20 protein-coding genes and 2 tRNA genes are annotated in these 23,377 nt (G+C 69.2%); 13 read left to right on the top strand and 9 right to left on the bottom strand.

Annotated features, from left to right (window positions below):
• Nucleotides 1-2 precede the first annotated feature (2 nt).
• On the bottom strand, nucleotides 3-1,505 hold the full coding sequence (locus ACQKQD_RS01665) for a multicopper oxidase family protein (RefSeq protein ID WP_427507316.1): 1,503 nt from the start codon (nucleotides 1,503-1,505) through the stop codon (nucleotides 3-5).
• Nucleotides 1,506-1,653: 148 nt separating this feature from the next.
• On the opposite strand from ACQKQD_RS01665, the gene ACQKQD_RS01670 reads away from it, so the two are divergent.
• The 10 genes from ACQKQD_RS01670 (at nucleotide 1,654) to ACQKQD_RS01715 (ending at nucleotide 10,484) form a co-directional block, all read left to right on the top strand.
• Nucleotides 1,654-1,738: transfer RNA gene (locus ACQKQD_RS01670), tRNA-Leu, on the top strand.
• 132 nt (nucleotides 1,739-1,870) lie between these two features.
• Complete coding sequence (gene tig, locus ACQKQD_RS01675; RefSeq protein ID WP_042672154.1) at nucleotides 1,871-3,304, top strand: trigger factor; 1,434 nt, start codon at nucleotides 1,871-1,873, stop codon at nucleotides 3,302-3,304.
• A gap of 126 nt (nucleotides 3,305-3,430) precedes the next feature.
• Nucleotides 3,431-4,057, top strand: coding sequence for an ATP-dependent Clp protease proteolytic subunit (locus ACQKQD_RS01680; protein WP_012322036.1), 627 nt, complete (start codon nucleotides 3,431-3,433; stop codon nucleotides 4,055-4,057).
• A 184-nt stretch (nucleotides 4,058-4,241) separates the two neighbouring features.
• Nucleotides 4,242-5,513, top strand: a complete 1,272-nt coding sequence (gene clpX / locus ACQKQD_RS01685; RefSeq protein WP_020090762.1) for an ATP-dependent Clp protease ATP-binding subunit ClpX — start codon at nucleotides 4,242-4,244, stop codon at nucleotides 5,511-5,513.
• A gap of 246 nt (nucleotides 5,514-5,759) precedes the next feature.
• Entirely contained in the window at nucleotides 5,760-8,186 is a 2,427-nt protein-coding gene (lon, locus tag ACQKQD_RS01690; RefSeq protein ID WP_427507317.1) for an endopeptidase La, read from the top strand.
• A gap of 83 nt (nucleotides 8,187-8,269) precedes the next feature.
• Complete coding sequence (locus ACQKQD_RS01695; RefSeq protein ID WP_427507318.1) at nucleotides 8,270-8,989, top strand: aspartate/glutamate racemase family protein; 720 nt, start codon at nucleotides 8,270-8,272, stop codon at nucleotides 8,987-8,989.
• A gap of 61 nt (nucleotides 8,990-9,050) precedes the next feature.
• Nucleotides 9,051-9,126: transfer RNA gene (locus ACQKQD_RS01700), tRNA-Val, on the top strand.
• Nucleotides 9,127-9,482: 356 nt separating this feature from the next.
• Nucleotides 9,483-9,704: a hypothetical protein gene (locus tag ACQKQD_RS01705; RefSeq protein WP_091676423.1), complete on the top strand. Its 222-nt coding sequence runs from the start codon at nucleotides 9,483-9,485 to the stop codon at nucleotides 9,702-9,704.
• 77 nt (nucleotides 9,705-9,781) lie between these two features.
• The gene (locus ACQKQD_RS01710) at nucleotides 9,782-10,090 is read left to right on the top strand and encodes a hypothetical protein (protein ID WP_132368135.1); all 309 of its coding nucleotides are present in this window, start codon (nucleotides 9,782-9,784) and stop codon (nucleotides 10,088-10,090) included.
• A 148-nt stretch (nucleotides 10,091-10,238) separates the two neighbouring features.
• Nucleotides 10,239-10,484: a hypothetical protein gene (locus ACQKQD_RS01715; RefSeq protein ID WP_427507319.1), complete on the top strand. Its 246-nt coding sequence runs from the start codon at nucleotides 10,239-10,241 to the stop codon at nucleotides 10,482-10,484.
• Nucleotides 10,485-10,791: 307 nt separating this feature from the next.
• Here ACQKQD_RS01715 and ACQKQD_RS01720 read toward each other — a convergent pair whose 3' ends face one another.
• The 3 genes from ACQKQD_RS01720 to ACQKQD_RS01730 all read right to left on the bottom strand — a co-directional run bounded on the left by ACQKQD_RS01720 (nucleotide 10,792) and on the right by ACQKQD_RS01730 (nucleotide 12,518).
• On the bottom strand, nucleotides 10,792-11,532 hold the full coding sequence (locus ACQKQD_RS01720; RefSeq protein WP_081636425.1) for a class I SAM-dependent methyltransferase: 741 nt from the start codon (nucleotides 11,530-11,532) through the stop codon (nucleotides 10,792-10,794).
• A 153-nt stretch (nucleotides 11,533-11,685) separates the two neighbouring features.
• Nucleotides 11,686-11,925 (bottom strand): hypothetical protein, encoded by a 240-nt coding sequence (locus ACQKQD_RS01725; protein WP_139257062.1) that lies wholly within the window; start codon nucleotides 11,923-11,925, stop codon nucleotides 11,686-11,688.
• Between the two features lie 275 nt (nucleotides 11,926-12,200).
• Nucleotides 12,201-12,518 carry a GCG_CRPN prefix-to-repeats domain-containing protein gene (locus ACQKQD_RS01730; RefSeq protein WP_170855074.1) on the bottom strand — a complete coding sequence of 106 codons (318 nt, stop codon included), beginning with the start codon at nucleotides 12,516-12,518 and terminating at the stop codon, nucleotides 12,201-12,203.
• Nucleotides 12,519-12,882: 364 nt separating this feature from the next.
• Here ACQKQD_RS01730 and ACQKQD_RS01735 point away from each other — a divergent pair, with 364 nt between their 5' ends.
• Nucleotides 12,883-13,845, top strand: coding sequence for a phytanoyl-CoA dioxygenase family protein (locus tag ACQKQD_RS01735; RefSeq protein ID WP_100250601.1), 963 nt, complete (start codon nucleotides 12,883-12,885; stop codon nucleotides 13,843-13,845).
• A 36-nt stretch (nucleotides 13,846-13,881) separates the two neighbouring features.
• Here the strand turns inward: ACQKQD_RS01735 and ACQKQD_RS01740 are convergent, their stop codons facing one another.
• From ACQKQD_RS01740 to ACQKQD_RS01750, 3 genes are all read right to left on the bottom strand, one after another.
• Nucleotides 13,882-14,811: an alpha/beta fold hydrolase gene (locus ACQKQD_RS01740; RefSeq protein WP_427507320.1), complete on the bottom strand. Its 930-nt coding sequence runs from the start codon at nucleotides 14,809-14,811 to the stop codon at nucleotides 13,882-13,884.
• Nucleotides 14,812-15,825 (bottom strand): SDR family oxidoreductase, encoded by a 1,014-nt coding sequence (locus tag ACQKQD_RS01745; RefSeq protein ID WP_056531553.1) that lies wholly within the window; start codon nucleotides 15,823-15,825, stop codon nucleotides 14,812-14,814.
• Nucleotides 15,826-15,950: 125 nt separating this feature from the next.
• Nucleotides 15,951-17,381, bottom strand: a complete 1,431-nt coding sequence (locus ACQKQD_RS01750; protein WP_427507321.1) for a mannose-1-phosphate guanylyltransferase/mannose-6-phosphate isomerase — start codon at nucleotides 17,379-17,381, stop codon at nucleotides 15,951-15,953.
• Between the two features lie 190 nt (nucleotides 17,382-17,571).
• Here ACQKQD_RS01750 and selA point away from each other — a divergent pair, with 190 nt between their 5' ends.
• Nucleotides 17,572-19,026 carry an L-seryl-tRNA(Sec) selenium transferase gene (gene selA / locus ACQKQD_RS01755; protein WP_427507322.1) on the top strand — a complete coding sequence of 485 codons (1,455 nt, stop codon included), beginning with the start codon at nucleotides 17,572-17,574 and terminating at the stop codon, nucleotides 19,024-19,026.
• Between the two features lie 123 nt (nucleotides 19,027-19,149).
• A complete protein-coding gene (locus ACQKQD_RS01760) occupies nucleotides 19,150-19,620 on the top strand; it encodes a MarR family winged helix-turn-helix transcriptional regulator (RefSeq protein WP_020090750.1) in 471 nt (156 codons plus the stop codon).
• 21 nt (nucleotides 19,621-19,641) lie between these two features.
• Here ACQKQD_RS01760 and ACQKQD_RS01765 read toward each other — a convergent pair whose 3' ends face one another.
• Nucleotides 19,642-21,012 (bottom strand): pentapeptide repeat-containing protein, encoded by a 1,371-nt coding sequence (locus ACQKQD_RS01765; RefSeq protein ID WP_427507323.1) that lies wholly within the window; start codon nucleotides 21,010-21,012, stop codon nucleotides 19,642-19,644.
• A gap of 45 nt (nucleotides 21,013-21,057) precedes the next feature.
• A complete protein-coding gene (locus tag ACQKQD_RS01770; protein WP_427507324.1) occupies nucleotides 21,058-23,376 on the bottom strand; it encodes an FdhF/YdeP family oxidoreductase in 2,319 nt (772 codons plus the stop codon).
• Nucleotide 23,377: the final 1 nt, after the last annotated feature.

A 23,377-nucleotide genomic window follows, 5' to 3' on the forward strand; every position in this document is an offset into this window, starting at 1 on the left:
GCTCAGGTGACCTCGAACATCGTCCAGAGGCCGGTGTCGAACCGCTCCAGCACCGTGGCGCTGATCAGCCAGCGCCCCGGATTGTCCGCCAGGAAGCCGATCCGGGCCGTCCGCCCCTCCAGGAGCTGGAACGTGTCGAGCCAGTAGGGCTCCCAGCCGTCGTCCAGGGGATGGAGCAGGCGGAAGCAGTGGCCGTGCAGGTGCAGGGCCTGCGGGAAGGCGGTCTCGTTGCGCAGGGCCAGCACCACCACCTGCCCGCGCTTCACCGAGAAGATCGGCGCGAGGCCGGCGGTGCCGCTCGCGCCGTTCACCGACCAGATCTTCTGCGGGTCGCCCGTGTAGACCGGATCGGGCGCGGGGCCGTCCTTGGCTCCGTCCTTCACTCCGTCCTTGCCCTTCGGCACGAAGGCGCCGCCGGTGATCACCACGTCGCGGCGCAGGGCGTTCTGGAGCTTGATCTCGGCCGGCAGGCGCTTGTTCTCGCCGATCGGCCCGATCGGGGGCCGCTTCTCGGTGATCCGGGCACCCTTGGTGACGACGCTCGCCAGGACCAGGCCCTTGCCGATCAGCGCGTGGATCTCGCAGGTGGCGCCTTCCTCCTCCGGCAGGTCGACGAGCAGGTCGTAGCGGGTGCCCGGCGGGAAGGGCAGGGTCGCCCGCAGGGGCTCGAACGTGTCGGTGGGCTGGCCGTCGACCGCCGCCACGTAGACCTTCACGCCCTCGAACTTGATGCGCGTTGCCCGGGCGTTGCAGGCATTGCCGAGACGCAGGCGGATTCGGGAGCCGGGCCTCGCCTCGAAGGCGCCCGGCACCGGCTTGCCGTTGACGGTCACGAGGTTGCCGAGGCGCCCGTTCGCGGCCGCGAGCGCCGTCTGCCCGAACGGCATGAGGGTGCCGTCGTCCTGGAGCCGCCAGTCCTGCAGGACGACGCTGACGTCGGCATCGACTGCGGGCGGGTTCGTCTCCTCGACGACCAGCATGCCCGCGAGGCCCCGGCCCGACGGCTCGCTCGCCCCGCCGACGACCAGGGGCCGGATCAGGTAGGAGCCGGCATCCGGCGGCGTGAAAGTGTAGAGGAAGTCGCCGCCCGGCGGGATCGGCGCCTGGGTCACGCCGCCGACGCCATCCATGGCGTTGACGTTGCGCACCCCGTGCCAATGGAGCGACAGCGGCTTGTCGGTCCGGTTCTCGACCTTGAGGCGCAACGCCTGCCCGAGCTTAACCCGGACCACGGGCGGCAGGGCCTTGCCGTCGAAGCACCAGACCGGCGTCTCGGGTGCGGGGTCCGGCCTGAACCGGGCCTTGCCGGGTGCCGCCGGCAGGGCCGTCGGCGCGGCCGCGGGCTCAGGCTGGACGGGCGCGGATGTCCCAGGCGCGGCGGCCGGCCCCTGGGCCCGCGCGGCCTCCGGCGCGAGCCCGAAGGCCGCCGCGGCGGCGAGAAGGGTTCGTCGCGACGGCATGCCGGCGCGCGAATCGATCGGCGGCACGGTGCGGGATGGCGGCATGGGATCTCGGCTGCGGCTCGCGACGGACCCGCTCCTTAGCGGCGCGCGGGCTCCCGCGCCACAGGGGCAAGTTTTTTGCTGCGGGCCCGCCGGCCCATGCTATAGGGCGCGCTTCCGGCGGCCGGCGATGCGCCGGATGTCGGCGCGCGCGGGCGTGGCGGAACTGGTAGACGCGCTGGATTTAGGTTCCAGTGTCGCAAGACGTGGGGGTTCGAGCCCCTCCGCCCGCACCAGGACCTCTGCTGAGGTTGCGGTCTCCTCGGGACCCTCCGCCCCGTTACCCGACATCTCGGCATCCCGGTCCGCGCGAGCACGACGCCGGCCCGGCCGGCGAACCCAGGTTTCTTTGAAGAGCGACGACGACGATGCAGGTGACCGAGATCAACGCCCAGGGGCTGAAGCGCGAGTTTCAGGTTCTGCTGGCCGCCCAGGAACTCGAGGAGCGCCTGACCAACGAGCTGTCCGGCATGAAGGACAAGGTGCAGCTCAAGGGCTTCCGTCCCGGCAAGGTGCCGGTCGCGCACCTGCGCAAGGTCTACGGCCGCTCCGTGATGGCCGAGGTGGTGCAGAACGCCGTCAACGAGGCGAACCGCCAGATCGTCACCGATAACGGCCTCAAGCTCGCCCTGGAGCCGCAGGTCGAATTCCCGACCGATCAGGCCGAGGTCGAGAAGGCGCTCGACGCCAAGGGCGACCTCGCCTTCAAGGTCGCCCTCGAGGTGATGCCGAGCTTCGAGCTCGCCGACCTCTCCGACGTCAGCCTGACCAAGCTCGTCGCCAAGCCCGCCGACGCCGAGGTCGACGAGGCCCTGGAGCGCATGGCCGGCCAGAGCCGTCCGTTCACCGAGCGCGAGGAGGGCGCCGAGGCCCAGAGCGGCGACCGCGTCACCATCGACTTCGTCGGCCGCATCGACGGCGAGGAGTTCCAGGGCGGCAAGGGCGAGGGCATCGACCTGGAGCTCGGCTCCGGCTCGTTCATCCCGGGCTTCGAGGAGCAGCTCGTCGGCGCCAAGGTCGGCGACAAGCGCCTCGTGAAGGTCACCTTCCCGGCCGAGTACGGGGCCGAGCACCTCGCCGGCAAGGACGCCGAGTTCGACGTGACCGTCACGAAGATCCAGGCGGCGGGCGAGGCCAAGATCGACGACGAGCTCGCCAAGTCCATGGGCATGGAGTCGCTGGAGAAGCTCCGCGAAGCCGTGTCCGAGGCGATCGGCCGGGATTTCGAGGCCGCCTCGCGCCGCCGGCTCAAGAAGGAGCTCCTCGACGCGCTGGACGGCAAGTACGCCTTCGAGCTGCCCCCGTCTTTGGTCGCGCAGGAATTCGCCGCCGTGTGGGCCCAGGTCGAGCAGGACCTCAAGACCCGCGGCAAGACCTTCGAGGACGAGGACACCACCGAGGAGAAGGCCCAGGCCGAGTACCGGAAGATCGCGGAACGGCGCGTCCGTCTCGGTCTCGTGCTTGCGCAGGTCGGCGAGAGCGCCGATATCAAGGTCTCGGACGAGGAGGTGAACCAGGCCCTCATCGCCCGGGTCCGGCAGTTCCCGGGCCAGGAGCAGCAGGTCTGGGACTTCTACCGGAAGAATGCGCAGGCGCTCGCGGAACTCCGCGCGCCCCTGTTCGAGGAGAAGGTCGTCGACCACGTCCTCGGGCAGGTCAAGCTCGTCGAGGAGCCCGTCTCGAAAGAGGCGCTTTTCGCGGACGAAGATGACGACGACACGACCGGCGGCAAGCCGGCAGACAAGGCCGAGGCCAAGGGCGAGTCCAAGACCGACGCCAAGACCGAAGCCAAGGCCGACTGAGTCCCGCTCTGTCCCAGGACGGCGGGCAAGGGTTAGGCGATGGTTAAGCATCGCCGGTGTTCGCTGACATGCCCGGGGCTGCCCTGATTCGCGGCAGCCCCGGGCCTCACTCCGGGGCAGGATGAGATGAGAGATCCGATCGACGTCTACAACAACGCGCTCGTGCCGATGGTCGTCGAGCAGTCGAGCCGCGGCGAGCGCGCCTTCGACATCTACTCCCGCCTGCTCCGCGAGCGCATCATCTTCCTCACCGGCCCCGTGGAGGATTACGGCGCGTCGCTGATCGTGGCGCAGCTGCTCTTCCTCGAGGCGGAGAACCCGAAGAAGGAAATCTCCTTCTACATCAACTCCCCCGGCGGCGTGGTCACCTCGGGCCTGTCGATCTACGACACGATGCAGTTCATCCGCTGCCCGGTGACGACCCTCTGCGTCGGCCAGGCCGCCTCGATGGGCTCCCTGCTGCTCACCGCCGGCGAGCCGGGCCACCGCTTCGCCCTGCCGAACGCCCGGATCATGGTCCACCAGCCGTCCGGCGGCTTCCAGGGGCAGGCGACCGACATCCTGATCCACGCCCGCGAGATCGAGGCGCTGAAGCGGCGCCTGAACGAGATCTACGTGAAGCACACCGGCCGCGACTACGACACGATCCACACGGCGCTGGAGCGCGACAACTTCATGACCGCCGACGCGGCCAAGGAGTTCGGGCTCATCGACGAGGTGATCGAGAAGCGTCCCGAGCCGGCGGCCGCCTGACCGGCCCGCGTCGCCTGACCGCCGCGGCGCGGCCTTGATCCCGCCGCGGCAGCGTGTTTGCATCGAGGTTCGGGCCCTTCGGTCAAAGGCGCGCAGCACACTGTTTCTTTAAACGGGCCCCCTACATTCATGCGATGCGCGTCCGCCCCTTGCCGGCGGCGGACGCGAGGAATCGGAGACCGATATGAGCAAGACTGGCGGCAACGACTCGAAGAGCACGCTGTATTGCTCGTTCTGCGGCAAGAGCCAGCACGAGGTCCGCAAGCTGATCGCCGGCCCCACGGTGTTCATCTGCGACGAGTGCGTCGAGCTGTGCATGGACATCATCCGCGAGGAGTCGAAATCCTCGCTGGTGAAGAGCCGCGACGGCGTGCCGACGCCCAAGGAGATCCGCCGCGTCCTCGACGACTACGTCATCGGCCAGGACTTCGCCAAGAAGGTCCTCTCGGTCGCGGTGCACAACCACTACAAGCGGCTCGCCCACGCGACGAAGCACAACGACGTCGAGCTGGCCAAGTCCAACATCATGCTGATCGGGCCGACCGGCTCGGGCAAGACCCTGCTCGCGCAGACGCTGGCCCGGATCCTCGACGTGCCGTTCACCATGGCGGACGCCACGACGCTCACCGAGGCCGGCTACGTCGGTGAGGACGTCGAGAACATCATCCTCAAGCTGCTCCAGGCCTCGGACTACAACGTCGAGCGGGCCCAGCGCGGCATCGTCTACATCGACGAGATCGACAAGATCTCCCGGAAGTCCGACAACCCGTCGATCACCCGCGACGTGTCGGGCGAGGGCGTGCAGCAGGCGCTCCTGAAGATCATGGAGGGCACGGTCGCCTCCGTCCCGCCCCAGGGCGGAAGGAAGCACCCGCAGCAGGAATTCCTGCAGGTCGACACCACCAACATCCTGTTCATCTGCGGCGGCGCCTTCGCGGGGCTGGAGCGGATCATCTCCCAGCGCGGCAAGGGCACCTCGATCGGCTTCGGCGCGACCGTGCAGGCCCCGGACGACCGCCGCACCGGCGAGATCTTCCGCTCGGTCGAGCCGGAGGACCTGCTGAAGTTCGGCCTCATCCCCGAGTTCGTCGGCCGTCTGCCGGTTCTGGCGACCCTGGAGGACCTCGACGAGGCCGCGCTGAAGAAGATCCTGCAGGAGCCGAAGAACGCCCTGGTCAAGCAGTACCAGCGGCTGTTCGAGATGGAGAACGTCGACCTGACGTTCCAGGACGAGGCGCTGTCGCTCGTCGCCCGCAAGGCGATCGAGCGCAAGACCGGCGCCCGCGGCCTGCGCTCCATCCTGGAGACCATCCTGCTCGACACGATGTACGACCTGCCGGGCCTCGAGTCCGTGGAGCAGGTGGTCATCGGTCCGGAGGTGGTGGAGGGCAAGTCGCGCCCCCTCTACATCCACGGCGACCGCAACAAGGACACGCCCGCGAGCGTCAGCGCGTAGGCACTCGGCAGGGTTGCATCAGGCGCCCGGCCCAGGCCGGGCGCGCTGCGGGGATCGCCTTGAAAACGCGCTTCCTCGCAGCCACCTCAGGCTCAGCGCGGTGGCCGCACGCTCCTTCGAGGTCCGGTCCGCGTCGCCAGCCGCAAAGTTAGCGAAATCCGACCCTCGCGGCCCGGTCGGCACCCGGCTGTAGGCGCGCTCCGTGCATGGGGGCGTCGAACCTGGGCGTCCCTGAGAGGAAGTCACATGTCACAGTCGAAATCGCGCCAGCCGGTGGTCCCGGGTTCGACGGGCACCTACGCCGTCCTCCCCCTGCGCGACATCGTCGTCTTCCCGCACATGATCGTGCCCCTGTTCGTGGGCCGCGAGAAGTCGATCCGCGCCCTCGAGGAGGCCGTCCGCACCGACCGCCACATCCTGCTCGCCACCCAGATCAACGCGGGCGACGACGACCCGGCGACCGACGCCATCTACAAGATCGGCACGCTCGCCTCGGTGCTCCAGTTGCTGAAGCTGCCCGACGGCACCGTGAAGGTGCTGGTCGAGGGTGTCGGCCGCGCCAAGGTCGTCGACTTCACCCGCTCGGACGAGTTCTACGAGGCGACCGCCGAGGCGCTCCACGACGAGCTCGGCGACCGCGTCGAGGCCGAGGCGCTCGCGCGCTCCGTGCTCTCGGAGTTCGAGAACTATGTCAAGCTGAACAAGAAGATCTCTCCCGAGGTCGTCTCCGCCGTGACCCAGATCGACGAGCCGTCCAAGCTCGCCGACACGATCGGCTCGCACCTGCTCGTCAAGATCTCCGACAAGCAGGGCATCCTGGAGACCCCCACGGTGGCGCAGCGCCTCGAGCGCGTGCTGTCGCTGATGGAGAGCGAGATCTCCGTGCTCCAGGTGGAGAAGCGCATCCGGACCCGCGTCAAGCGGCAGATGGAGAAGACCCAGCGCGAGTACTACCTGAACGAGCAGATGAAGGCGATCCAGAAGGAGCTGGGCGACTCCGAGGATGGCCGCGACGAGCTGGCCGAACTGGAAGAGAAGATCGAGAAGACCAAGCTCTCCAAGGAGGCCCGCGACAAGGCGACGGCCGAGCTGAAGAAGCTGCGCCAGATGTCGCCGATGTCGGCCGAGGCGACCGTCGTGCGCAACTACCTCGACTGGATGCTCGGCATCCCGTGGGGCAAGCGCTCGAAGATCAAGAAGGACCTGCTGGGTGCCCAGGCGCTGCTCGACGACGACCATTTCGGCCTCGACAAGGTCAAGGAGCGGATCGTCGAGTACCTCGCGGTGCAGCAGCGCGCGAACAAGCTCACCGGCCCGATCCTGTGCCTCGTCGGTCCTCCCGGCGTCGGTAAGACCTCGCTCGGCAAGTCCATCGCCAAGGCGACGGGTCGCGAGTTCGTCCGGATGTCGCTCGGCGGCGTGCGCGACGAGGCTGAGATCCGCGGTCACCGCCGGACCTATATCGGCTCGATGCCCGGCAAGATCGTGCAGTCGATGCGCAAGGCCAAGACCTCGAACCCGCTCATCCTGCTCGACGAAATCGACAAGATGGGCATGGACTTCCGCGGCGATCCGTCGGCGGCGCTCCTCGAGGTTCTCGACCCTGAGCAGAACAGCACCTTCAACGACCACTACCTGGAGGTGGATTACGACCTCTCGAACGTGATGTTCGTGACCACGGCCAACACCCTCAACATCCCGGGCCCGCTCATGGACCGGATGGAGGTGATCCGCATCGCCGGGTACACCGAGGAGGAGAAGGTCGAGATCGCGCGCAAGCACCTGATCCCGAACGCCCTGAAGAAGCACGGCCTCGGGACGCACGAGTGGTCGATCGACGACGATGGCCTGATGATGCTGGTCCGCCGCTACACGCGGGAGGCCGGCGTCCGCAACCTGGAGCGCGAGCTGTCCAACCTGATCCGCAAGGCGGTGAAGGAGATCCTGATCACCAAGACCAAGTCGGTCGCGGTGACCCCGGACACCCTTCCGGTCTTCCTCGGCCCGCCGAAGTTCCGCTACGGCGAGATCGACGCGGACGATCAGGTCGGCGTGGTGACGGGTCTGGCCTGGACCGAGGTCGGCGGCGAGTTGCTGACGATCGAGGGCGTCATGATGCCCGGCAAGGGCAAGATGACGGTCACCGGCAACCTGAAAGACGTGATGAAGGAGTCGATCTCGGCGGCGGCGAGCTACGTCCGCTCCCGGGCGATCGATTTCGGCATCGAGCCGCCGCTGTTCGATCGGCGCGACATCCACGTCCACGTTCCGGAAGGGGCGACCCCGAAGGACGGTCCGTCGGCCGGCATCGCCATGGCCACCGCGATCATCTCGACGCTCACCGGGATCCCGGTCCGTCGCGACGTCGCGATGACCGGCGAGGTGACGCTCCGCGGCCGGGTCCTCCCGATCGGCGGCCTGAAGGAGAAGCTGCTGGCCGCGCTGCGCGGCGGCATCAAGACGGTGCTGATCCCCGAGGAGAACGCCAAGGACATCGCCGAGGTGCCCGACAGCGTGAAGAACGGGCTGGAGATCGTGCCTGTGTCGCGGATGGATCAGGTGCTGGAGAAGGCGCTGGTCCGTCAGCCCGAGGCGATCGAGTGGGAGGAGCCGCTCCCGGTGGCCAAGCCCGCCCGGACCGAAGAGGACGGCGCCGCCTTCGTGGCGCACTGAGCCGCCCGATCGATTGAGACGAGCCCCCGGTGCCCCGAGCCCCGGGGGCTTTTTCATGCGCGGACGCGAGCGCGGAGGCCCGGATGCGCATCCTGCTGATCAACCCGAACACGAGTGCGCACGTCACCGATCTCGTCGCCGGCCATGTCCGCACTCAGCTCGGCGGCCGTGCGGAGCTGCGCGCCGTCACCGGCCGGTTCGGAGCCCGCTACATCGCGAGCCGGGCGGCGGCGGCGATCGCCGGCCACGCGGCCCTCGACGCTCTCGCGGAGCACGGCGCCGGCTGCGATGCGGTCTACCTGGCCTGCTTCGGTGATCCGGGCCTCCTCGCCCTGCGTGAGCTGTCGCGGGTACCGGTCATCGGCATGGCGGAAGCGGCCTGCCGCGAGGCCGCTGCGTCCGGTCGCTTCGGGATCGTCACCGGGGGCGCGGCCTGGGAGCCGATGCTGCGGGAGTTCGTGGCGGCGCTCGGCCTCGCCGACGCCCTCGCGGCCCTCCGCACGGTGGCTCCGAGCGGCGGCACCATCGCCCGTGACCCGGACGCGGCCCTGGAGATCCTCGCCGAAGCCTGCCGCGCCTGCGCGGGGGCCGGCGCCGAGTCGGTCATCCTGGGCGGTGCCGGTCTGGCCGGGCTCGCCGTGCGGATCGCCCCGCAGGTTCCCGTTCCGGTGATCTGCTCGGTCGAGGCGGGGACCCGCGCGGTTCTGGCCGCGGGCGCATTTGGGCAGGCCCCGTCAAGGCCCGACCCTGTCGAGAGCATCGGCCTGACACCCGCGCTGGCGACGCGGCTCATCGACCCCTGATAAGGATCCGGGGTGCGGACCCTTGCACCGGACCGGGACCATGCCGTAACGGTCGCCAGCCGGGCGGTTAGCTCAGTTGGTAGAGCGTCTCCTTTACACGGAGAGGGTCGGGGGTTCGAGTCCCTCACCGCCCACCAAGATTGTTTCTCGTTTTCCATTGTTTGCTGATGTGAGGCCGGCAAATTCCGGCCTCAACAACCGTTCTGACGGCGCCTTACGGCACCGTGTTCCGGCTAGGCCGCGGCCCACAGGAGAGGACTGATGAAGCCGCGGTCGATGGCTCGAGCGCCTCGGTCAACTTCTGGCCGTCGCGCTTGCGCTGCTGCGCCTCCACGGCCCGGTCCTAGGACACGCCGAGCCGAACCGAGCTGGTGCGCCTCAAGGGCGAGATGAAGGCGCTGGAAAAGGTCTCCGTCCAGAAGAAATGCGGGATCCAGTTCGAGCGGCAGGCTGCCCGCTGACCGGCTTGGCGGGGCGTGCTAACCTAAGCCGCATGCCCCGCTGGCTTCAATTCGCCCTCGGCCTCGTCACGCTGATCGCGCTCGCCGCGGGCATCGTGCGTACGCTCGTGCGTCACATGCCGGACGCGGTCGCATCGTGGCTCGGGCCGTGGGCTTACGAGGCGTTGATCCTTCTGCTGGCCGTCAGCTTCGTGGCGATCATCGTGCGGGCCGCCCAGGGCTATCGCTCTCCTCGATCTGATAAGGTGCGGTAATGCTCCGCCGGCTCGCGATCCTCCTCCCTTTGCTCGTCTCCACGGTCGCGCACGCTGCGGGCCCCGGAGCCAGGGCGGTGGGCACCTTCGAGCACCAGGAGGACGGCTACGAGCAGGGCGTCGAGGTGAAGGCCGCGGGCGCAGCCGGCTTCACGGCCCAGTTCTCAACGGGAACCAAGGGCTGCGGCGGTGAGGTGACGATGAAAGGGCGGCCGACCGGACCCGACACGGTCGTCTTCAGCAAAACCGACGGTGGGCAAACCTGCCGGATCACCGCCCGCTACGCTTCGGATTTCCGGTCCGTCGTCCTGGAAGAACAGGGCTGCACGATGTGGCACGGCGCCTCGTGTGAGTTCCAAGGGACGTTGAAGCGAACGGGACGCTAGCTGCCCCGCCACGATGCGGCGCGCCTGTCGAGGCACCGATAAATCTGGCGAAGGCGAATATCAGTACTAGGACACAATTAGAGAGTGGGCCTGTTGCAAAAACAGGAGGATCTTCGGATGCTTCGCCCTGATTCGAGAGCAGGCTCGCGTGTCAATGGCGTTCAATCAGATTTTATTTTCGATTTTTGTGTATCTAGTTACCACTATTTGCGGGACGGTGGTGGGTGGAATACTGGGTTTTCTCGTCGGTGCTTGGTATATTGACATCATGAAGGTAACTCAGCGCGAAGGCACGGCCGGCTATATGGTCGTTTTGCTTTTCACGCTAATCGGGGCGTCCTTGGGAGCCGTTTCTGCCCTCGTCGCGCTGGTCATTCGTCGTCACTATTATTGATGAGTTCAATCAGGCATTGTCGGGCGCCAACACGACCTGGCTGAACTGCCGCGCGCACTGCGCCACACCTTCGCGACGGGGGGGCATGAGGGCGGGCGTGCCGTTCGGCAAGGTTGCTCGAGCGCTCGGCACCAACGAGCAGGTCGTGGAGCAGGTTTATGGCCACCACCTCTCGGAGCATCTGCGCGGCGTTGTGGAGACCGTGTCTCGGGGCGGTCGGGCGGAAAGCAGACAGGAACTCCGTCGAAAAGCGACACAGGATCATGCACATAAGTGCAGAATAATAACCTTAATTACGGCTTGAATATCACTTTGGCCGCGCTTTTATCACATGTTGAACTGAAAAAAGGGCGGGCGCGATCCGGCAGAGCTGGCCGAGCACAAAACTCTTCTGATCTTGAGGGAGAAAGCGAAAGGGCGTGTAGCGGTATACGCCCATCCAACCACCCGCGGCGCCGCGAATATCTTCAACTTCATATCCCGCCGCCTCGAACAAACGACGTACACTCCTGCGCGTGAACCATCGGAGATGTGTGGCATCCATTATCCCGGTCGGCTTGTAGTTAAAATTTCCGAATAATAATTGCGCTCTTACGGTCCAATGCGCAACATTTGGAATAGAGGCCAGCACACGACCATCTGGCGCCAGCGAATTTTTTACTTCTCTCAACATTTCTGCTGGGTCTACAAGATGCTCTAAAACGTCTGCAAATAAGATGTAGTCAAATTTCTCGTTTCTCTGTGCGAAAGTTTGATCATAAACACCAGTGATGACATTTAATCCTTCTGTGCGCGCTTGCTCGGCTCTCTCGGGATGAGGCTCAACGCCAACTACATCAAGCGAGAGAGCGTCTCTCAGTGTGGATGTGATCGTCCCTGTTCCGCATCCAACATCTAATAGCTTTTTGTTTTTTTTCATAAACGAAATCAATAATCCCGTGCTTTCGTATCGATTATTGTTTCTGCTGTTATACCTCAGAGAAGAAACATTTTGTTTGCTGAGTCCGGCGACGGCCTCTCGAGTATGTGTCATGTTCGGAAGCTCCATTCTGTCGCCTGCGTTGTTATAGGCATTTTCGGAATCGGCTTAGAGCCGATCCGTCAGCAGATTTTGATGCTCAAAATATGGAAAAATCAGCATTGATGAGTGACAAATAAACAAACAACAGTCAAGAAGTCAGAGGTCCGCCAATAGGGTTTTTCAATCGTCCATAGGTCTATGCGAGAGCTTGCCGACAAGCTGGCCGAGATCCGCGCCGGGGTCGCGCAGTTGGAACGGATTGCGGCGATCGCGACGTGCCGGGAGGTCGGGTGCGATATACGGCGCACCGGCGGGCGCAATGTGGCCGGCGGCGTCAGGTGCTGTTCCGCGCTCGACAGCGTCTGTACCCGGTGCGGCGATAGAGACGATGGCGACAAGGCCGAAGCCGTCGAGCGACAAGCCGGGTGCGACGACCGCGTGACCAATTACGGGCCGACATGGGTGCGCTGTAGAACACAGGGGGGATCCGACGAACCGGCCCGGAACAGGTCTCCGGACATTTTCCGGAAACGAAGGCCCGACGGGCCTCCAGATGGCCCGCTACGTTTTTTTCCTGTGCCGTCGCTCTACGGCCTGGGAACGCCAATCCTTCCACGGAGAGGGTCAGGAGTTCGAGTCCCTCACCGCCCGCCGGCGCTCCGGCGCCGGCCTCCGTCGACGGTGAGGGAGGGCGGCTACCGGTAGCCGCCGTTCGGCAGCCGTCCGTGATACGGCGTGTTGCGGCAATGGCCCCACGGTCCGCGCCAGTAGCCGGGCGGGCAGCCGTTCCCCGCTCGCACCTGATACCAGCCGCCGGGCAGCGGACCGACATAGGGCGTGCTGCGGCAGTGGCCCCAGGGGCCGCGCCAGGCGCCCGGCCCACATCCCCCCGCCACGAGCGTGATCGGCGCCGCGAGGCCCGGATCGGCCACGACCGGCATCGCCTGCGCGGCCGAGACCGGCAGCGCCGCCAGGGCTACGGCCGCGGCAGCTTTCGTTAAGATATTCATCATCACTCTCCGGGAAATCGGTCCTTATTGATCGCCCCGATCTTTCACAGAACTCATCAATACCTCCCGCAGATGCATTAAATATCGGCCATGAAAGAAAATGGTTCCGGAAATGCGATCAATCCGATGCATTGGCGCGGCGCTTCCGCGCCGGCATCGCCCGTCAGCGGGAGCGCCGCTGGCGGCCGGCAGCCGCGTCCGGCCCCAGAAAGAGCTGCAACCGGAAATCTCAACCGGAGGTGGTTCATGATGAAGCTGAAGGCAAATGCCCGAGGCCCCAACGCTCAGTCATACCTAAGAATCGGTACTGTAAGCCTCGGAATAGACGTGGGCATCCTCGCGGAATCACTTCGAAGCGGAGGGTGCGATGCCAGTCACGATTCCGGATCGCCTGGGGCTCGGCGTCGCCGATGCCGGGAACGGCCTCTCCGCCCGCGCGGCCGAGGCACGGTCGCGGCTCGTCCGCTGGATCGTGGGTAATCGCGCGGCGGCGCGCGTCCCGACGCGGATCCTGACCGACGACGAGATCGCCGCGTTCCGGCGCGACGGGTTCGTCACCGTCCCGGCGATCACCACCGCCGAGGAGCTCGACACCCTGCGCGGCGCCTATGACCGTCTGTTCGAGGAGGCGCGGGGCTGGAAGGACGGGAGCCTGTTCGACCTCGTCGACGTCGACCGCGGCGCCAACGAGGCGCGCTCGCCCCAGCTCCTCAACCCGTCCCGCTTCGAGCCGCTGCTCCGGGACATCCTGTTCCGGGCCAACGCCCTGGCCATGTCGCGCCAGCTCCTGGGGAACCGCGCGGCCCTCGTCTTCGAGCACGCGATCCGCAAGCCGCCGAAGATCGGCGCCGCCACCGCGTGGCACCAGGACGAGGCGTTCTACGCCGCCTACACGAATTACCGGGCGATCACGGTCTGGATGCCCCTGCAGGACGTCTCGCCGGAGAACGGCTGCATGCTCTACGTCCCGGGCAGCCACCGGGAGCCGCTCCTCCCCCATCGCAGCATCGGCGGCGACCCGCGGATCCACGGGCTCGAGGCCCTCGGCGTTCCGGTGGAGCGCGCGGTCCCGTGTCCGCTCCCGGCGGGCGGCGCCACCTTCCACGATTGCCGGACCCTGCACTGCGCCGGGCCGAATCTCAGCGCCGGACCGCGGCGCGCCTATGCCCTCGGCTTCGGGGTCCGCGCGCCGGAGCACACGCTCCGCCACGAGCATCCCTGGAACGCCGAGAAGCGCACGCTGCGGCAGGAGCGCGAGCGGCAGGCCCGCGGCGGGTTGGCCCGGTTGAAGGCGGGCGCCAAGCAGCAGATCAAGGCGCTCATCCGCTGAGGGAGGCCCCGCCCGCGGGGCTCGTGACCGGGTCCGTCAGGCCTCCGACCGCACCGCCAGGGCCGCGCGCACGACCGCGTCGGTCTGCAGGTGGTGCAGCATGTGGCCGGCCCCCGGAAGGGACTCGAACCGCGCCCCGGGGATCAGGCCGGCCGCGCGCCGGCCGTGCAGGGTGGTGTTCACCACCAGATCGGCGCTACCGCCCAGGATGCGCGTGGGGCGGCGCAGGGACGGGTAGCCGAGGACGCTGCGCGTGAGCCCCGGCCAGAGCCAGCCCGCATCCTCGCCCTCGGCGGTGATCTGCGCCGGGCGGCCCGCGAGGGCGAAGGGAAAGTCCCGCGCGAAGCGCGCCGGCATCGCCTCGGGGAAGAACATCGCGTTCCACAGGAGCGGGAGCAGCGCCCGGTCGCTGCTCGCGCCGAGAAGCGCCGACAGGGTGTCGCCGCCGAACGGCAGCGCCCGCGGCCCGAACAGCACCTGCTCCAGCCGCGGCTCGGGGAAGCAGATCGGCGCGAGGGCGACGATGCCGGCCACCTCGTCCGGATGGAGCATGCCGTAGGCGAGGGCGACCGCGGCCCCGAACGAGTGGCCCAGGATGACCGGGCGGTCCAGGCCGAGGCGCCGCACCGCCTCCCGGATGGAGGCCGCCTGATCCCAGATGTCGGCCGCACCGCCGCGCGGCCGCCGGCTGAAGCCGTGACCCGGGCGGTCGACGGCGACCACGCGGAAATGCTCGGCCAGCGCCGGCACGGGGCCGAGCCAGACGTCCTCCAGGCACATCAGCGTGCCGTGGATCGCCACGAGGTCCGGCCCGGCGCCGGTCTCCGCGTAGGCGATCGTCCGGTCGTCGGCCAGGGACACGATCCGGCGCGGCACGATCCGGGGATCGGCCTCGGCGCCGGTCCCGCTCCCGGCCTCCCGTGCCGGTCGGGCGGGGCCGGGCAGGGTCTCCGTCGCGACAGCCATTTACAGGCGCCGCCGGCGCCCGGACGAGGTGCCGAGCACCGCGAAGGCCGTGGCCGCGCCGACGCCGAGGAGGCCGGCCGCCGCCGCGAGGGGGTGCAGGGTCGCGCGGGTATAGGCGCTGGTCCGCATGACCGGGACGGGCGGGTCGCCCCGCGTCTCGCCCGCCGAGACCGGCGCGTGCAGCGCGCCGTCCGGGTTGCGGGGCGCGCTCCGGCGCTTCTGGAGCGCGATGATGGCCGGGCCGAGATAGTCGTAGGCGCCGGGCGCGAATTCCTTGCCGGCCACGAAGGCCTTGCCGGCCCCGCCCACGAAGATGTCGCGCTGCGGGTGGACGGCCGCGTGCAGGATGGCGTTCGCCACCTCCTCCGGCGGGTAGATCGGCGGCGGCAGGCTCGGCTCGCGGTCCATGTAGTTGCGCGCCCGCTGGGGCAGGGGGGTGTCGATCGAGGCCGGCTTGATCAGCGTCACCGAGATCGGCGCGTTCTCGTCCATCAGTTCCATGCGCAGTGCGTCGGTGAAGCCCTTCACGGCGTGTTTCGAGGCCGCGTACATGCCCTGGAACGGGAAGGCGAGGTCGGAGGCGATGCTGCCGACGTTGATGAGGGCGCCGCCGTGCTGGCGGAGATGCTCGGTCGCCACGAGGGAGCCGTAGACGGTCCCCCAGAAATTCGTCTGGATCAGGCGCTCGTGGTCGGCGTCGCTGATCTCGCGCAGCCGGCCGTAGATCGAGCCGCCGGCCACGTTCACCCAGGTGTCGAAGCCGCCGAAGGTCGCCTCGGCCCGGTCGGCGACCGCCTGCACGTCGGCCCGCCGGCCGACATCGGCGACGACGTCGATCGCCTTGCCGCCGACGCCCTCGATCTCGGCGCGGATGCGCGCCAGGGCGTCGCCGCTGCGCGCCGCCAGCACCACCCGGGCGCCGCGCTCGGCCGCCATCCGGGCCGTTGCGAGACCGATGCCCGACGAGGCGCCGGTGATCACGATGACCTGCTCGCGGAGCGGCTTGTGCTTCATGCGGTATCCCCGACGCTGTGGCGCGGCCGCACGGGAGCGGCCACACGCTAGGCTATCGATCGGGGTGGCCGCATGTTCCGGGCGCGCCTGCGGGTGATCGGGTCGCAGGCTGCCCGGCCGGGCGCTCAGCGGCCGTAGATGTCCTCGACGCGGATGATGTCGTCCTCGCCGGTGTAGGAGCCGACCTGGACCTCGATCAACTCCAGCGGGATCTTGCCGGGGTTGGCCAGCCGGTGCATCGAGCCGATCGGCAGGTAGACCGCCTCGTTCTCGTGGACCAGCACCACCCGCTCGTCGATCGTGACCTCGGCGGTGCCGCGCACCACCACCCAGTGCTCCGCCCGGTGGTAGTGCTTCTGCAGCGACAGCCGCCCGCCCGGCACCACCTGGATCCGCTTCACTTGGAAGCGCTCGCCAAGGTCGATGCGCTGGTACCAGCCCCAGGGCCGATACATCCGCAGGTGCGCGTCCGCCTCCGGGGCGCCCTGCGCCCGCAGGGCGCCGACCAGCTCCTTCACCTTGCCCGAATGCGCCTTGGAGGCCACCAGCACCGCGTCGGGGGTCGAGACCACCACGACGTCCTCCAGGCCCACCACCGCCGTCAGGCCCTCGCCCTGGCTGTGCACGAGGCTGTTCTTGGTCCCGATCAGCGACACCCGGCCGCGCACGGCGTTGCCGGCCTCGTCGTGGTCCAGCACCTGCCAGACCGCGTCCCAGGTGCCGACATCCGACCACGCGAACGACACCGGCAGCACGCCGGCCCGGGCGGTCCGCTCCATCACCGCGTAGTCGATCGAGATCTTGGGCGCCTGGGCGAAGGCCGCCGCGTCGAGGCGCACGAAGTCGAGGTCGGTCACCGCCGCCTCCAGGGCCGCGCGCGCGGCCGCCAGCACCTCGGGGACGAACGCCTCCAGCTCGGCCAGCATCAGGTCGGCGCGGAACAGGAAGTAGCCCGAGTTCCACAGGGCGCCGTCGGTGATCAGCGCCTCGGCGCCGGCCCGGTCCGGCTTCTCGACGAAGCGGGCGACGCGGGCCGCGCCCGGGGCCTCGGCGATCGGCTCGCCGCGGCGGATGTAGCCGTAATCGGTGGCCGGCCTGTCGGGCTCGATGCCGAGCGTCATCGTGTAGCCGGCCTGGGCGCCGGCGGCCGCGCGCCGCACGGCGTCGACGAAGGCCGCCGTGTCGGGCACGACGTGGTCGGCGGCCATGATCAGCACCACGGCTTGCGGGTCGCTGGCGGCAGCGTGCAGCGCCGCGACCGCCACGGCGGCGGCGGAGTCGCGGCCCTGCGGCTCGAGCAGGATGTCGGCGGAGAGACCGAGCTGGTCGCGCTGCTCGGCCACGATGAAGCGGGCCTCGGCCGAGGCGATGACGGTGGGCGTGGCGAAGACGGTGGCGTCCGACACCCGCGCCAGCGTCGCCTGGAAGGTGGAGCGCTCGGCGTCGACCAGCCGGGCGAACTGCTTGGGCATGCTCTCCCGCGAGGCCGGCCACAGCCGCGTCCCCGTCCCCCCGCACAGGATCATCGGGTGGATCTGGATCGAAGATCGGGACATGGTGACGTCTCCCGAGAGGGCTCGGCGGGGTCGGCGCGGCCGAGCCCGCCCCGCGCGGGTGCGATGGACTCTCGGGCGCCGATTTCAGGATCTGCCCTTACCGTCGGGCCGGGACCGGAACAACCTGCGCGCATTATCCGCGCGTCGACGGGCTGGCTCCGTGCACCGGGATGGTTATCTCTGGCCTGCCATGAACGCGCCCGTCCCCACCCCGCAGGCCGACGACCCGGCGCCGTCCCCGCGCCGGATTCCCGCGGTGGAGCGCCTCGTCGGCGGCGCGCCGCCGGCGGACCTCGACGCCTACGGGCGGACGGCCTTCACGGACGCGATCCGGGCGGTGCTGGCCGAGATCCGGGCCGGGGGCGGCCCCGTCCCGGACGCGGAGTCGATCCGGGCCGCGGCGTCGGCGCGGCTCGCTGCCGAGCGGCGCCCGTCGCTGCGGCCGGTCTTCAACCTGACCGGGACGGTGCTGCACACCAATCTCGGCCGCGCCCTGCTGCCCCGCTCGGCCGCGGAGGCCGTGGCCGCCGTGATGGTGCAGGCGAGCAACCTCGAGTTCGATCTCGAGACCGGCGCCCGGGGCGAGCGGGACGACCATGTCGAGGGCCTGATCTGCCGCCTGACCGGCGCCGAGGCCGCGGTGGTCGTCAACAACAACGCGGCCGCGGTGCTGCTGGTGCTGAACGCGCTCGCCATGCGCAAGGAGGTGGTGGTCTCTCGCGGCGAGCTCGTGGAAATCGGCGGCTCGTTCCGGGTGCCGGACGTGATGGTGCGGGCCGGCTGCCGCCTGCGCGAGGTCGGCACCACCAACCGCACCCACCTGCGCGACTACGCGGAGGCCCTCGGGCCCCGCACCGGCCTCGTGATGAAGGTGCATCCGAGCAACTACGCCATCGCGGGCTTCACCGCGGTAGCCGATCCCGTGGCCCTCCACGCCCTCTGCCGGGAGCGCGGCGTGCCGCTGGCGGACGATCTCGGCAGCGGCAGCCTCGTCGACCTCGCGGCCTACGGGCTGCCCCCCGAGCCCACCATCCGCGCCGCCCTGGAGCGGGCCGACGTCGTCACCTTCAGCGGCGACAAGCTGCTCGGCGCGGTCCAGTGCGGCATCGTGGCCGGCCGGAAGGACCTGATCGCCCGCGTGCGAAAGAATCCGCTGAAGCGGGCCCTGCGCGTCGACAAGATGACCTACGCGGCCCTCGAGGCCGTTCTGCGGCTCTACCTGCACCCGGAGCGGCTGCGCGCGGAGCTCCCGACCCTGCGGCTCCTCACCCGCGACCGCGACAGCATCGCCGCCCAGGCCGAGCGCCTCGCCCCCGCGGTGGCGGAGCGGCTCGCCGGCCGCGCCGCGGTCACGGTCGCCGAGTGCATCAGCCAGATCGGATCCGGCGCACTGCCGGTGGAGACTCTGCCCAGCGCCGCCCTGGTCCTGACGCCGGCCTCGGCGGGCAGCCGCGGCGCGGGCGGCCGGTGCCGGCGGCTCGCCGAGGAGTTGCGCCGGCTCCCCGTGCCGGTGATCGGCCGGATCAGCGACGAGGCCGTCCGCCTCGATCTCCGGACGCTCGAGGACGAGGCCGGCTTCCTCGACAGCCTGGCGGCGCTCCCGCCCGTCGCGGGCGGGGGACGAACACCGAGACGAACCCCATAGGGTTGTTAAGAGAACGGGCCGGACGACCGGAGCTTGCGCGCCGGTATCCCGTGTTATGGTATGGTGACGAACCCGCGGTCGCGGTCGAGAATGGCGGTGCGTGGACCGCGATGGGCAAACGATATGGCGTATATTGCCGATACGGCTGAGGCGCAGCCGGAGACGGATCCGCTGCTTCTCGATAATCAGCTCTGCTACGCGCTCTATGCTGCCGCGCATCGGATGACCAAGTCGTACCGGCCGCTGCTCGAGCGGCTCGGACTGACCTATCCGCAATATCTGGTCCTGCTGGTGCTCTGGGAACAGGACGGCGTCACGGTCTCGGAGATCGGCCGGCGCCTGCGCCTCGATTCCGGCACGCTGACACCGGTGCTCAAGCGCCTGGAGAGCGCGGGCTTCCTGCTCCGGACCCGGCGCCAGTCGGACGAGCGCGAGGTCGAGATCGCCCTGACGCCGGAGGGCGCCGCCCTGCGCGCCGACGCGGTCTCGGTCCGCGAGAGCGTGATGTGCCAGCTCGAACTCAGCGAGCCGGAGATCCGCGCCCTGCGCAAGGATCTGAGCCTCGTCATCGAGCGGCTCAGCGTGAACGACTGAGCGGCCCGGACGCGATCGGGGTCACCGCCGCAGGCGGTTGCCGAGGACGAAGCCGTACAGCCCCATCAGGATGATGCCGACGCCGCCCTCGATGCCGACCAGCAGGTTGGTGACGCGGCCGGTGGGCTTCAGGCCGATCTCGGGCGGGTTCGCGGTCATCATGTTGAGCGCGCTGTAGCTCAGGAGGTCGAGGGGATTGTAGGTCGGCCCGGCCTCCGGTCCCTCCACGATGAACAGGCCGCCCGTCAGGCCGAAGAGCCCGCCGAACAGCACGATCAGCAGCGCGAAGGCGCGGGCGATGCGCGACAGGCTCTCGCCGTAATCGCACAGCCACTCGACGAAGCGGTCGGCAGTCCAGCGATAGCCGTGCCGCAGGAATCCGGACCAGTCCCGGTCGGACCAGGCGGCGCGGGCCTGCTGCCCGGCATGGAACCGGCCCATCCGGCGGCCGCGCTTGTAGGCCCAGCTCGCCGCGTCGTGGCTGCCGATGCTCTTCCAGTTCTGCTCCAGGGCGAGGTAGCTGGCCTGGGCGGCGTCGTAGGCGCCGGCCACCTCCTCGCCGACCGCGCCGCCGAGCTGCTCGACGCTCATCCGCGTGCCGTTCAGCCACGCGCCGGCGAAGCGCGCGTGCCGCAGCCGGCAGGTCGCGAGGTTGAGCCGCACGAGGTCGGTGTCGGAGAGATCCGCCCCCGAGAGATCGGCGCCGTCGAGCTTCGCGCCGGTGAAGTGCGCGCCCCGCAGCCGCGAGCCGGCGAGGCTCGCCTTGGTCAGGCTGGCCTCGGCGAAATCCGCGTGGGTCAGGTTGGCGTCGGCGAGCTTGGCCTCGTCGAGCCGCGCCCCGCGGAAGACCGTGTCGTCCGCGTCCGCCCCGGAGAAATCCGCGCCCCACAGATCGGCGCCGGCGAAGTCGGTCCCGTCGAGCAGGGCGCCGGACAGGTCGGCGAAGCGCATCGCGGCCTGGCCGAACCGGGCATCCTCCAGCATCGCCCCGGCGAACTTCACCTGCCCGGCGACGATGCCGGTGAAGTCCGCCCCCGAGAGATCGGCCTCCGACAGGTCGGCCGCCTCCAGGATCGCCCCGGTGAAGCGGGTCGAGCGCCCGACCGCGCCGGACAGGCTCGCCCCGCGCAGGTTCGCGCCGGAGAGATCGGCCTCCTCCATGCGGGCGCGGGACAGGTCCGCGCCGGCGAGCGCGAGGCCGCCGGATTCGGCGTCGGTGACGAGGCCGGCCTCCGGCACATCCGCGAGGGCGCCCGGCCCGGCGCTCAGCTGCGACAGGTCCGCGCCCGGCTCGCTCAGGGGCGCCCCGGCGGCGATCCGGCCGACGAGCGCGCGCAGCCGCGATTCCACCGGAGCGTCCGGTCGCGCGTCGGGAGGAGTCGCCTGGTCCATGGTCGTTCCTTGCCGGAAGGCGCGACCGGACGCCAGACGCTCCGCTCAGGGTGCGGCGGTCGCGGCCGTCACCCGCACGGTGATCGCCTTGGCGGCGGGAGTCTTGGACTGCTCGTCGTAGTGCCAGAGCGGCAGCAGGACGTTCAACTCCGGGTAGTATCCGGCGCAGTTGCCCTCGGGGATGTCGTAGGCGATCACCCGCAGCCCGCCGACGCGCCGCGTCACCTGGTCGTCCGCCTCGGTCGCCACGTCGACGCTGATCCCGTCCCTCAGCCCCAGCCGCGCGATGTCCCGGCGGTTCATGAACAGCACGTCCCGGGTGCCCTTCACCCCGCGGAAGCGGTCGTCGTAGCCGTAGACCGTGGTGTTGAACTGGTCGTTCGAGCGCAGCGTGATGAGGTCGAGCACCTCCGGACCCCGGTCGGGCAGGTCCGGATCGGCCTCCAGGCCCTCGGGGACCGCGAAATTCGCCCTGCCGGTGTCGGTCTCCCACTTGCGGTCGCGGGCGCCCAGCGGCTTCAGCAGGCCGCCCGGGTGGAACATGCGGCCGTTCAGGTCGTGGAACACGCTCGGATAGGTCGCCTCGATCGCGTCGCGCACACGGGCGTAGTCGGCGACCCAGGCATCCCAGTCGATGCAGGGATTGGGCGGCAGGGTCGCCTTGGCGATCTCCGCCACGATCCAGGGCTCGGAGCGCAGGTGCGGTCCGACCGGGTCGGCCACGCCCCGCGAGCCGTGGAACTGGGCGGTGGAGCTCTCCATCGATACGGCCTGTGGGCCGCTCGCCTGCCGGTCGATCTCGATCCGGCCGAGGCAGGGCAGGATGTAGGCGACGGCGCCGGTCACGAGGTGCGAGCGGTTGAGCTTGGTCGAGATCTGCACGGTGAGCCGCTGCCGCCGCCAGGCCGGTTCCATCCGGGCGGTGTCGGGCACGGCCCGCAGGAAGTTGCCGCCGAGCCCGATGAACGCCTTCACACGCCCGTCGAGAACGCCCTCGCAGGTCTCGACGGTGTTGAGGCCCTTCTCCCGCGGCGGCTCGAAGCCGTAGAGTTCCCGCAGCTTGTCCAGCGGCGCCAGCTCCGGCTTCTCGGTGATGCCGACGGTGCGCTGGCCCTGCACGTTCGAGTGGCCCCGCACCGGGCAGATCCCGGCTCCGGGCTTCCCGATATTGCCGCGCAGCAGCAGCAGGTTCACGAGCATCCGGACGGTCTCGGTGCCCTTGCGGTGCTGGGTCAGGCCCATCCCGTAGATGCCGATCACCGCCTTCGCGCGGGCGTAGACCTCGGCGGCGGCCTCCAGGGCAGTCCGGGTGAGGCCGGAACGCCGCTCCAGCGCGGCCCAGTCCTGACCGTCACAGAAGGCGACGAAGGTCTCGAAGCCGTGGGTGTGCTCGGCGATGAAGGCGTGGTCGAGCACCCGCGGCCGGCCGGCAGCCTCCGCGGCCCGGTCGAGGGCGATCAGCGCCTTGCACAGCCCGGTGAGCGCCGCGAGGTCGCCGCCGGCCTTCACCTGATGGTACTGCGTCGAGATCTTCGTGGACGAGCGGGTGAGCATCTCGACCGGCGATTGCGGGTCGGTGAAGCGCTCCAGCCCGCGCTCGCGCAGCGGGTTGAAGGTGATGATCTGCGCACCCCGGCGCCGCGCCTCCTGGAGCGGGTGCAGCATCCGCGGCGAGTTCGACCCGACGTTCTGTCCGAAGAAGAAGATCAGGTCGGTGGTCTCGAAATCCTCCAGCAGCACCGTGCCAACCGGCGCGCCGATCGATTGCGGCAGCGCCACCGAAGTCGGCTCGTGGCACATGTTGGAGGAGTCGGGCAGGTTGTTGTTGCCGTAGAGCCGCGCGAGCAGGGCCCACATGTAGCTCGTCTCCAGCGACGCCCGACCGGAGGCGTAGAACACCACCGACCGCGGGTCCTGCGCGCGCAGCTCCTTCAGCTCACGGCCGATCTCGGCCAGGGCCTCCGCCCAGGCGACGGGCCGGTAGCGGTCCGTCGCCGGATCGTAGCGCATCGGGTGGGTCAGGCGGCCCTGCTCCTCCAGGGCGTAGTCGCTCCAGCCGAGAAGCTCCGTCACCGTGTGCGCGGCGAAGAAGTCCGGCGTCGCGCGGCGGCGCGTCTGCTCCCAGGCCGTCGCCTTGGCGCCGTTCTCGCAGTACTCGAACGCCAGCGGCTTGGCCGGCTTCGCCCAGGCGCAGGAAGTGCACATGTAGCCGTCCGGCTTGTTCTGCTTGAGCAGCATCGCCGACCCGGTGACCGGCACGCCCTCGCGGGTCAGGATCTCGACGAGGGAGCGGGCCGAGCCCCAGCCGCCCGCAGGCCCGTCGTAGGGCTCGATCCGGACGTCGTCGGTGTTCTGATCGGCCATG

The organism is Methylobacterium sp. NPDC080182, from assembly GCF_050281105.1.
GTDB lineage: Bacteria > Pseudomonadota > Alphaproteobacteria > Rhizobiales > Beijerinckiaceae > Methylobacterium.

Bases quoted from the DNA above. Each gene is read 5' to 3' on its own strand.
- ACQKQD_RS01665 (WP_427507316.1), bottom strand. From the start codon at position 1,505: ATGCCGCCATCCCGCACCGTGCCGCCGATCGATTCGCGCGCCGGCATG.
- tig (WP_042672154.1), top strand. From the start codon at position 1,871: ATGCAGGTGACCGAGATCAACGCCCAGGGGCTGAAGCGCGAGTTTCAG.
- ACQKQD_RS01680 (WP_012322036.1), top strand. From the start codon at position 3,431: ATGAGAGATCCGATCGACGTCTACAACAACGCGCTCGTGCCGATGGTC.
- clpX (WP_020090762.1), top strand. From the start codon at position 4,242: ATGAGCAAGACTGGCGGCAACGACTCGAAGAGCACGCTGTATTGCTCG.
- lon (WP_427507317.1), top strand. From the start codon at position 5,760: ATGTCACAGTCGAAATCGCGCCAGCCGGTGGTCCCGGGTTCGACGGGC.
- ACQKQD_RS01695 (WP_427507318.1), top strand. From the start codon at position 8,270: ATGCGCATCCTGCTGATCAACCCGAACACGAGTGCGCACGTCACCGAT.
- ACQKQD_RS01705 (WP_091676423.1), top strand. From the start codon at position 9,483: ATGCCCCGCTGGCTTCAATTCGCCCTCGGCCTCGTCACGCTGATCGCG.
- ACQKQD_RS01720 (WP_081636425.1), bottom strand. From the start codon at position 11,532: ATGGAGCTTCCGAACATGACACATACTCGAGAGGCCGTCGCCGGACTC.
- ACQKQD_RS01730 (WP_170855074.1), bottom strand. From the start codon at position 12,518: ATGATGAATATCTTAACGAAAGCTGCCGCGGCCGTAGCCCTGGCGGCG.
- ACQKQD_RS01735 (WP_100250601.1), top strand. From the start codon at position 12,883: ATGCCAGTCACGATTCCGGATCGCCTGGGGCTCGGCGTCGCCGATGCC.
- ACQKQD_RS01740 (WP_427507320.1), bottom strand. From the start codon at position 14,811: ATGGCTGTCGCGACGGAGACCCTGCCCGGCCCCGCCCGACCGGCACGG.
- ACQKQD_RS01745 (WP_056531553.1), bottom strand. From the start codon at position 15,825: ATGAAGCACAAGCCGCTCCGCGAGCAGGTCATCGTGATCACCGGCGCC.
- ACQKQD_RS01750 (WP_427507321.1), bottom strand. From the start codon at position 17,381: ATGTCCCGATCTTCGATCCAGATCCACCCGATGATCCTGTGCGGGGGG.
- selA (WP_427507322.1), top strand. From the start codon at position 17,572: ATGAACGCGCCCGTCCCCACCCCGCAGGCCGACGACCCGGCGCCGTCC.
- ACQKQD_RS01760 (WP_020090750.1), top strand. From the start codon at position 19,150: ATGGCGTATATTGCCGATACGGCTGAGGCGCAGCCGGAGACGGATCCG.
- ACQKQD_RS01765 (WP_427507323.1), bottom strand. From the start codon at position 21,012: ATGGACCAGGCGACTCCTCCCGACGCGCGACCGGACGCTCCGGTGGAA.
- ACQKQD_RS01770 (WP_427507324.1), bottom strand. From the start codon at position 23,376: ATGGCCGATCAGAACACCGACGACGTCCGGATCGAGCCCTACGACGGG.